This is a genomic window from Aquitalea sp. S1-19 (assembly GCF_024343515.1).
The window spans coordinates 1-8,083 of record NZ_RJTZ01000129.1 but is presented as its reverse complement, the minus strand read 5'-3'; the positions used below and the strand labels follow the sequence as shown (position 1 = coordinate 8,083).

Here is an 8,083-nt window from a genome sequence, read left to right as displayed (position 1 = left end):
GTTGCCGGCGCGGCAGCGGCCGCAGTCAGCGCCCCAGCGCTAGCAGCGGACACCCCAGTCATCCGTTGGCGTCTGGCGTCCAGCTTTCCCAAAAGCCTGGACACCATTTACGGCGCGGCCGAGCGCATGGCCAAGCGCATTTCCGAGCTGACCAGCGGCAAATTCCAGATCCGCGTGTTCCCGGCCGGTGAGATCGCGCCGGGCAACCAGGTTCTGGATGTGGTGCAAAACGGCACGGTCGAGTGCGGCCACACCGCCGGCTACTACTACGTCGGCAAGAACAAGGCCTTCGCCTTCGATACCTCCTTGCCATTCGGCCTGACTTCCCGCCAGCAAAATGCCTGGCTCTACTACGGTGGCGGCCTCAAGGCAATGCGCGAGCTGTACGCCCAGTACAACATTATCAACTTCCCGGGCGGCAATACCGGTTGCCAGATGGGCGGCTGGTTCCGCCAGGAAGTGAAATCGATGGCTGATCTCAAGGGCCTGAAGATGCGCATCCCGGGTTTTGGCGGCGAGATCATGGCCAAAATGGGTGCAATTCCCCAGTCCCTGCCGGCCGGTGACATCTATCCGGCGCTGGAAAAAGGCACCATCGACGCCACCGAATGGGTCGGCCCGTACGACGACGAAAAACTCGGCTTCTACAAGGTCGCTCCGTTCTACTACTACCCGGGCTTCTGGGAACCGGGTCCAAACCTGTCGTTCTACGTCAATAACAAGCAGTGGGCCAAACTGCCAAAAGAATATCAGCAGGCTTTTGAAGTGGCCGCCGCCGAAGCCAACCTGACCATGCTGGCCCAGTACGACGCACAGAACCCGCAGGCACTGGTGCGTCTGCTGCAAAAAGGCGTCAAGCTGAAGAAGTATCCGGCAGACATCATGAAGGCCGCACAGACCATCGCTTTTAATTTGTACGAAGAAGAAGCGAAGAAGAACCCGGCCTTCGGCAAGATCTACGGCCCATGGAAAAAATTCCGCGCCCTCGAGCACGGCTGGTTCAATCTGGCCGAACAGGGCATGGAATCCTTCATGTACACCAACCGCAGCAAATAAACGACAAACGGGGCAATCATGCCCCGTTTTTTTACCCATTTTTTATGTGAAAACCTTATCGAATATCCCATGTGCTAAATTATTCGCACCCTGGCTACTTAAAACGGCATAAGACCGCAGCCATGGTGCCGGACGCTTTCGCGACCGGGCAAATGCCCACCCCTGGAGGAGAAGAAGATGGAGAGACGTTCATTTCTGAAAAAAGCCGGTGCCACCGGCGTTGCTGCTGCCGTTGTCAGCGCCCCTGCGCTTGCAGCTGACGGTCCGGCCGTACGCTGGCGTCTGGCGTCCAGCTTTCCCAAAAGCCTGGACACCATTTACGGTGCAGCCGAACAGCTGTCCAAGCGTGTCGCCGAGCTGACCGGCGGCAAGTTCCAGATCCGCGTATTTCCGGGCGGTGAAATCGCCCCGGGCAACCAGGTACTGGATGTGGTGCAAAACGGCACCGTCGAGTGCGGCCACACTGCCAGCTACTACTATGTCGGCAAGAACAAGGCCTTCGCCTTCGACACTTCCCTGCCCTTCGGCCTGACTTCCCGCCAGCAAAATGCCTGGCTCTACTACGGTGGCGGCCTCAAGGCGATGCGCGAGCTATTCGCCCAGTACAATATCGTCAACTTCCCCGGCGGCAACACCGGCTGCCAGATGGGCGGCTGGTTCCGTAACGAGGTGAAATCGCTGGCCGACCTCAAAGGCCTGAAGATGCGCATCCCGGGCTTCGGCGGCGAGATCATGGCCAAACTGGGCGCCATTCCGCAGTCCATTCCCGGCGGCGACATCTATCCGGCACTGGAAAAAGGCACCATCGATGCCACCGAGTGGGTCGGCCCGTACGACGACGAGAAGCTGGGATTTTACAAGGTCGCCAAGTTCTACTACTACCCGGGTTTCTGGGAGCCGGGTCCGAACCTGTCGTTCTATGTGAACAGCAAGGAATGGGCCAAGCTGCCCAAGGAATACCAGCAGGCGTTCGAAGTCGCATCCGCCGAAGCCAACCTCCTGATGCTGGCAGAATACGACGCCAAGAACCCGCAAGCACTGGTGTCGCTACTGCAAAAAGGCACCAAGCTGAAGAAGTACCCGGCAGATATCATGAAGGCGGCGCATACCGAAGCGTTCAAGCTGTACGATGAAGAAGCCGCCAAAAACCCGGCCTTCGCCAAGATCTACGGCCCATGGAAGAAATTCCGCGCCATGGAGCATGGCTGGTTCAATCTGGCTGAGCTGGGCATGGAAAGCTTTATGTACAGCAACAAAAAATAAGCCGTACGCCAAAACATAAAGCGCCGCGCCTGATCAGGGCGCGGCGCTTTTTTATCGCATACCGCTATGAATAGAACAGGCGCGAAACGGAATACAGGCACAGGCCGATCGCACCGCCGACCAGCGTCCCGTTGATGCGGATAAACTGCAGGTCTTGTCCGATCGCCAGCTCTATACGCTCGCTCACCTCTTCCTTGCTCCAGCTATCGAGCTTGTCCGAAATAAAGATGGCCACGGCCGGGCGATAACGCTCGACTAAAGAGGGCAACAAAGCCATCAGCCGCCGGTTAAGCCGACCCTGCATGCGGGCGTCGTGCATCAGGCGTTCGCCCAGCCCCCGCAACAGCACCATACCGGCCGCCACTAGCCGCGAGTCGGGTGCGCGCACATCAGACAGCACCCAGTCCTTGATGCTAGCCCAGACATCATCCAGCAAAGCATCAAACACCGGGTCAGACAGCAAGGCCTTCATGCTGCGCGTGACACGGGCACGCCAGCGCGGGTCGGCCTTTAGCCGTAGCGCACACTCATGCAGGTAAACGTCCAGCATCTCGCGCCATGGGTGAGCCGGGTCACTCGCGGCCGCACTCATCTCGGCCTGCAGACGCAGGATCAGGCGCTCGGCGGCAGAGCGGGCCAGCGGACGCAAGGTACTGCCCAGCGACATGCCCATGACCTTGACGTCTTCCAGATGCAGCGACTCGGTCAGCAGCGCCACCAGACGCTCGCGTACAGCCTCCCCTTCCAGTTTGCGTCCCATACCGCTAAACAGCGTGTCCAGCAATTCATGCTGGCGCTCACCTGCCAGCCAGCCATCCAGCACGCGCCCGCCCAGCGTTGCCATGTCGATACGCATCAAACCAGAGCGCACGCCGCCTGCCAGATGGCGGCGCATCGCATCATCATCCAGCGACGAGATCACCGTGGCCATCGCGTCCGCCACCAGACGGGCCAGACGTGGCGAGACCGAGATGCGGGATAGCCAGTTGCCGGCCAGTTGTGCAGGATTGTATATAGCCAGTCGCGGCAACAAAGCGGCCGGCGTAAAAAAATGCTCGACAACAAAACTGCCCAGATTGCGCGCGATACGGCTCTTATTGCGCGGAATGATCGCCGTATGCCAGATTGGCAGACCCAGAGGATGGCGAAACAGCGCCACCACGGCAAACCAGTCAGCCATGGCGCCCACTGTCGCGGCCTCGGCAAAAGCGGCCACAAACGGCCATATCGGATGGGCATCGTGCAACCAGTGCGCCAGCAACACCAGCAATAGCGATCCCACCAGCAAAGCCGTCGCGATGGCCTTTATGCGTTTAAGCTCGGTCAGGCGCTGGTCATCATCGCTGCCGATAGCTGCCTGTGCGTTTACCATACGGCCTCCTGCCATAGACTCATGCACGAATTGTAAGCCGAAGACAAAAATAAAGCCGCCAGCAATGCTGGCGGCTTTATCTGCTGACTATCGCGCTGATCAGCCTTTAACAACTTCCGCAATCGCATCGGCGACATAGGCCAGATTATTCTGGTTCAATGCAGCCAGACAGATACGGCCGGTCGAAACGGCGTAGATGCCGTAGTCGGCACGCAAGACTTCAACCTGCGCCGCGCTCAGGCCGGTATAGGAGAACATGCCGCGCTGTGCCGTCACAAAAGAGAAGTCCTGCGCCACACCCTTGCTCTTGAGTGCCGACACCAGCCCCTCGCGCATCGCACGAATGCGCACCCGCATGCCACCCAATTCGTCTTCCCACATCTGGCGCAGCTCAGGGCTGCTCAGTACCGCCGCGACCACCGCGCCGCCATGGATAGGCGGGTTGGAATAGTTGGTGCGGATCACCCGCTTAAGCTGCGACAGTACGCGCGCAGACTCGTCCTTGTCCGCCGTGATAATGGACAAGGCACCGACACGCTCGCCATACAGGGAAAAGCTCTTGGAGAAGGAGCTGGACACGAAGAACTGCAAACCGGAGGCACTGAACAAGCGCACCGCCACGGCATCCGGTTCGATGCCTTCGGCAAAGCCCTGATATGCCATATCGAGGAAAGGCACCAAAGCGCGCTCGCGGCAAACTTCAACCACCTCGGCCCACTGCGCGTCGGACATATCGGCGCCAGTCGGATTGTGGCAGCAGGCATGCAGCACGATGACCGAACCCGGCGCCAGACCCAGCAGGAAGGCTTTCATGGCGGCAAAATTGACGCCACGGGTTTCAGCATCGTAGTAGGGGTAGTTTTCCACGACAAAACCGGCAGCCTCAAACAGCGCGCGGTGATTTTCCCACGACGGGTCGCTGATATACACCTTGGCATCGGCCTTCAGGCCCTTGAGAAAATCTGCACCGATCTTCAGCGCACCAGTACCGCCCAAGGCCTGTGCCGTCACGACACGACCGGCCGCCAGCAATTCACTGTCCGCACCTAGCAGCAGCTTTTGTACCGCCTGGTTGTACTGGGCATTCCCCTCGATGGCCTGATAGCCGCGTGGCGGCATGGCTTCCAGACGCGCCTTTTCGGCAACTTTCACCGCAGACAGCAAAGGAATTTTGCCGTTCTCGTCAAAATAAACGCCCACGCCCAGATTGACCTTGGTTGCGCGCGCATCGGCGTTGTAAGCCTCGTTCAGGCCAAGAATAGGATCACGCGGAGCCAGCGCAACGCCGGCGAAAATCGAAGTGCTCATACAAACTCCAGTGTTTACAGGGGATCGCTCAAGGCGCAAGCCGTGCTTGAATTTATGCCATCGATTTTATCATGCGCTATCGCTACCGTGCATGCCAATTAGAAGCCCATCAGCACGGGCTTGCCTGGCCATAGCCACGCTAGCGCCTTGTCTGCACCGTAAGCAAGCTGCCGCAAAGCCTGCCCCTGACCCGGCACAACCCCGCTCGTAAGCGAATCTGGTGACAATCAAAGCGCAAATCAGGCCGGCTTGCCACACACGCTGGCCAGTTGCTGCGGATTCTGCACAAAGACATTGCCGCTGCCTTGCAGTTTGACGATGCGGGCGTCGCGCGATTTTTCCCAGGCATCGACGGGATAGGTCTTGGCCCAGGCGCACATCAGTTGCGTGTCCTGCTTGCTCATTTTCAAGCCATAGCGGCCATGCATATAGAAGTAGATACGGGCAATGCGTCCCCTGACCTCTTCACGCGGCTGGGCACGGCGCCCCTTGAAGTCGACAATGGTCTGGCACTGGCCATACATGGGCTCTGGGTTGCGCGTCCAGGCACCGAACGAGAAGTTGCTGCGGTCACCATTGACTTCGCCTACCGCCGGCACCAGGTTCACCAGATCGCCCTCAGCCATGCGGAACACATCGTCGGTCGACGTGCAGTTTTTGCGCCCCCCTTGCTGCCAGCACTGGCGCTGATGGCCCAGCACCCAGGCCGGCACCACATGCTCCCATTCCAGACGGCTGGCACGGCTGGCATTTTTGCGCGGCTGATAGCCGCAAGAAGCCAGATCCATTGTTTTGCCGGTATAAGGACAACCACAGTAAAAATCGATTTCTTCACCGTTGAAAACGCCAGGCAGCACTTTTTTGGCGTTATTGAAGTCGCGCGGACCGACGCTACCCTTGCCGCTGACCAGCACGATAGGCTCGGTCAGCGAAATGGCGGCAACTGGCGCGGTTTGCGCCGTCTTGGCAAGGGCGGATGTTTCGGCACTGCCCTGCCCGGAACACGCGACCAGCAAGACACTCAGGAGTGGAATAAAGCAGAATTTCATGGAAAGCCGCAAAAAACCGCCACCGTAACCGGCTTTTGCATGACTTTCAAGGCTGAATTAACTCAGCCTCATAGCTTGCTTTTGCTTCAATTGCTTACGGTGTCGCGCTCGCACAAGACATAGCCGGATGCTTGCAGCGCTTTGCGCCACTCGGCCATGGCAAGTAGCACCAGTGCGGGCTGGCCACTGAAACCGAACTCGATATGCATCTGCGGGATACGCTCACTACCGAAACTGGGCAGGCTGGACAGCCTCAGCGCCGGGTAGCGGGCGGTAAAGGTTTGCATCAGCGTAATCAGGTCGCCCTCACGCGCATCCAGCGCAATCACCGTTTGCTCGATATCGGGCACGGTGTTTTTCAATTGCGGATACAGAGTATCCAGCACCCAGGCAATCATGGGCCAAGCCATGGCAGGAAAGCCCGGCACAAAGTGGACATCTCCCAGCGAGAAGCCCGGCATCTGGTTCACCGGGTTGGGTATCAGGCGTGCGCCTTCGGGGATATTGCCCATATTGATACGGTGCGGATAGGCCTCGGCACCAAAGCGCCCTTCGATAATCACACGCGCCTCGGGATGTATGGCCAGCGGCACGCCCAATGCATGTGCGGCACACTGGCGGGTATAGTCGTCCGGTGTCGCGCCAATGCCGCCAAAGCTGAACACCAGATCGCCACTGGCAAAGGCGCGCGCCAAAGAGGCCTGCAAGCGTACAGGATCGTCACCCAGATATTCGACCCACGCCAATTTCATGCCGCGCTCGGCAAGCATGGCAATCAATGCGCCCAGATGCTTGTCTTGCCGCTTACCGGACAAGAGTTCGTCGCCAATGATGATCGCGCCTACATTCATGCTGATGACCTCAAGAGAAAGAATTTCTTATGCCATGATAAAGCATGCCGACCCACTCGCGTAGCGCCTGATGCGTTTCCTGCATGGCGCGGCCCGATGGCAGATACCAGACCATGCCGCCACCGTCGTAGCGGGTAAACCCGGTCGGTGCCGGCACAACCTCCAGCCCCTGCGCTTCGAACAAGGGCACGGCACGGCGCAAGTGCCAGGCTTGCGTCACCAGCGTGATGCGCTTTACGCCGGCATTTTTCAGCATGGCTGCCGACAATCGCGCATTCGCTTCGGTATTGACCGACTCGGATTCCACCCAGTAAGGCTTGACCCCATAATCGCGCCACAGCATGCGCTGCATCACCCACGCTTCCGCCTCGCCGCCCAAGGGCGCACCTCCGGTCAGTAATAAGGGCACCGCGCTTGCCTTGTGCAAGTGCACGGCGTAGCGCAAGCGCGCCGCCGTGTCGCCATTAGGCACGTTCTCGCCATATTCGGGCGCCGGCTTCTTGCCGCCCCCCAGCACCACAATGGCGCCGCTCTGACGTACATCGGCAAGCCGGGCTACGGCCTGGTTTTCCAGTGTGGCATTAAGAAATAGCGCCATGCGCGGTGTAGAAAAGGCATACAGCAGCAATAGGGAGAGCACAATCAGCGCCACGCCGACCTGCTTTTTTCGTTTGAGCAGCCAAAAGCCCAGCCCGGCCAACAGCAGAAAGTTGACCGGCGGCAGCAACAAGGCCCCGAAAACCTGATTGAACAACACACCCGGCGCAGTCGTCACGCGCATCTCTCCAGAAAAAGGCAAAGCGCCGGCGGCAAAGCCCGGCGCCTGTTTAAACGTAAAACGGCCCTGCTCCCATGCGGGGGCAGGGCCGAGAGGCGATAGTTTACTCGCCAAGATAAGCGTTGCGAACCCTGTCATCGTTAAGCAGATCTTGCGCATTGCCACTCATGGTAATGCGCCCGCTCTCCATCACATAGCCGCGCTGTGACACTTCCAGTGCCAAGCGCGCATTTTGCTCGACCAGGAGCATGGTCACGCCCTGCTCCGCCACCATGCGGATGATTTCGAAGATCTTGGCCACGATCAAGGGAGCCAGACCCATGGATGGTTCATCCAGCAGCAAGAGCTTGGGCTTGGACACAATGGCGCGCCCCATGGCAACCATCTGCTGCTCGCCACCGGACAG

Annotated in this window: 8 protein-coding genes; 2 read left to right on the top strand and 6 right to left on the bottom strand. The window is 59.1% G+C overall.

Going from position 1 to position 8,083, the window contains the following annotated elements; genetic code table 11:
* The coding region (locus EGI20_RS15325) for a TRAP transporter substrate-binding protein (protein WP_498632478.1) at positions 1–1,056 on the top strand (1,056 nt) is incomplete at its 5' end.
* 177 nt (positions 1,057–1,233) lie between these two features.
* On the top strand, positions 1,234–2,319 hold the full coding sequence (locus tag EGI20_RS15320; RefSeq protein ID WP_498632477.1) for a TRAP transporter substrate-binding protein: 1,086 nt from the start codon (positions 1,234–1,236) through the stop codon (positions 2,317–2,319).
* A gap of 64 nt (positions 2,320–2,383) precedes the next feature.
* On the opposite strand, the gene EGI20_RS15315 is transcribed toward EGI20_RS15320, so the two are convergent.
* The 6 genes from EGI20_RS15315 to EGI20_RS15290 all read right to left on the bottom strand — a co-directional run.
* The gene (locus tag EGI20_RS15315; RefSeq protein WP_498632476.1) at positions 2,384–3,691 is read right to left on the bottom strand and encodes a DUF445 domain-containing protein; all 1,308 of its coding nucleotides are present in this window, start codon (positions 3,689–3,691) and stop codon (positions 2,384–2,386) included.
* Between the two features lie 99 nt (positions 3,692–3,790).
* Positions 3,791–4,999 (bottom strand): amino acid aminotransferase, encoded by a 1,209-nt coding sequence (locus EGI20_RS15310; protein WP_160796595.1) that lies wholly within the window; start codon positions 4,997–4,999, stop codon positions 3,791–3,793.
* 239 nt (positions 5,000–5,238) lie between these two features.
* On the bottom strand, positions 5,239–6,048 hold the full coding sequence (locus EGI20_RS15305) for an endonuclease (RefSeq protein WP_498632475.1): 810 nt from the start codon (positions 6,046–6,048) through the stop codon (positions 5,239–5,241).
* Between the two features lie 86 nt (positions 6,049–6,134).
* A complete protein-coding gene (locus EGI20_RS15300) occupies positions 6,135–6,899 on the bottom strand; it encodes a competence/damage-inducible protein A (RefSeq protein WP_498632474.1) in 765 nt (254 codons plus the stop codon).
* Between the two features lie 10 nt (positions 6,900–6,909).
* On the bottom strand, positions 6,910–7,680 hold the full coding sequence (locus EGI20_RS15295) for a YdcF family protein (RefSeq protein ID WP_498632473.1): 771 nt from the start codon (positions 7,678–7,680) through the stop codon (positions 6,910–6,912).
* A gap of 100 nt (positions 7,681–7,780) precedes the next feature.
* A partial coding sequence (locus EGI20_RS15290; protein WP_498632472.1) for an ATP-binding cassette domain-containing protein occupies positions 7,781–8,083 on the bottom strand: 303 nt, incomplete at its 5' end.